This window comes from Tepidanaerobacter sp. GT38, assembly GCF_021991635.1.
In the GTDB taxonomy this organism is placed as follows: Bacteria; Bacillota; Thermosediminibacteria; order Thermosediminibacterales; family Tepidanaerobacteraceae; genus DTU063.
Window position 1 is genome coordinate 1 of the sequence record NZ_JAFFJA010000123.1, and the last position, 1,545, is coordinate 1,545.

At 36.4% G+C, this 1,545-nt stretch carries 1 protein-coding gene; it reads left to right on the forward strand.

Annotated features, from left to right (window positions below):
- Positions 1–207: 207 nt before the first annotated feature.
- Entirely contained in the window at positions 208–1,542 is a 1,335-nt protein-coding gene (locus JT739_RS12140; protein ID WP_237661388.1) for an ISLre2 family transposase, read from the forward strand.
- The last annotated feature ends 3 nt before the right edge of the window (positions 1,543–1,545 follow it).

The window sequence follows — 1,545 nt, forward strand, 5'->3', positions numbered from 1 at the left end:
GCAACCGCAGAGAGAATAGTAACTAAAAAAAGCATACGCGCGTTATCTCTAATCCGATAGATGAGGTCGGAAATCCACAGCATATTTGTTTTATTCATATAAAAACTTCTATTCCTCTTCAACCGGGATAGTACAAAAATACTCAACTGAGAAAAAAACAAATAGGTTCCAAGAACCACAAAAAATCACAGAAAAGGAGATACCCTTATGGAACTAATTATACAGGAAATCATACAAAAAATCAGTAGTAGTTTTGAAAAAGAGCTAGAAAAACTAATAAGAGAAAAAAGAGACATATCCGAATTTATATTAGCCACAAAGAAGACGTTGGATGATATAGGAGTAACCTTAGTTGCAGAGGCGTTAGAAACAATAGATAATGCATATAAAAACAGCAAAGATCGTAAACGTTACTGGACAGTAAAAGAAAAAGCAGCTGAAAAGACACTTACAACAATATTTGGAGAAGTCAGGTATAAAAGAACATATTACAAGAATAAAAAAACAGGTGAATATAGCTATCTATCAGATGAGGCTGTGGGCATATCAGCCCATGACAAACTAGATGCTTCGCTAAAGGCAAAACTGATAGAAGAAGCAGTATATATGTCCTACAGCAAGAGCGGAGAAAAAGCCTCTGAAACAGTAACACTAACATCACAGACAGTAATGAACAGCATACGAGAACTTGGTAGTGTAGACAATGATGCAGTAAAAATAAAGCAAGACAAAAGGAAAGTAAAAGTACTTTACATAGAAGCAGATGAAGATCATGTAGCACTTCAGAATGGAGGCTTAATAGAGCCAAAGCTTGTATATGTACATGAAGGCAGAAAACAAGTTAGTAAAAACCGGTATAAGCTATTAAACGTAAGGTATTTCAGTGGAGTTTATACAAACAGCGATGAACTATGGGTGGAAGTTTTAGACTACATAGATAAAGCTTATGATATGGATTCTATAGAAAAGATATACCTTTCAGGTGATGGAGCTCCCTGGATTAAGAATGGCCTAAGCTGGATAAACAAAAGCATCTATGTGCTTGACCGTTACCACTTATCAAAGTATGTCACACAAGCTACAGCGCATATGGGATATACAACACCAATTATGTGGTCATATATAAATGCCAAAGACAAGGATAAAGTAAAAGAACTATTTAAAGCGATCATAAATATAACTGAGCCAGAAACAAAGAAAAAAGCTGTAAAAGAAGCAAGAAGATACATACTTGGCAACTGGGAAGGTATAATGCGTCAATATGATCAAGATTATGTTGGCTGCAGTGCAGAAGGTCATGTTAGCCATATCTTATCGTCCAGGTTAAGTTCAAGGCCTCTGGGTTGGAGTAAAACGGGAGTGGACCAGATGGCCAGGCTAAGGGTTTTTATTGCAAATGGTGGAGACGTGTATGATATGTTTATTCAAAAGAAAAAAGCGGCAGTAAATGAAGCAAGGCAGATATGTTGCTTTGCCGGCAGGAATCTGAAGTTTGACTACAGATATAACCTTTTTTTGCCATTGGCGCTACCTCCTATTTAACTA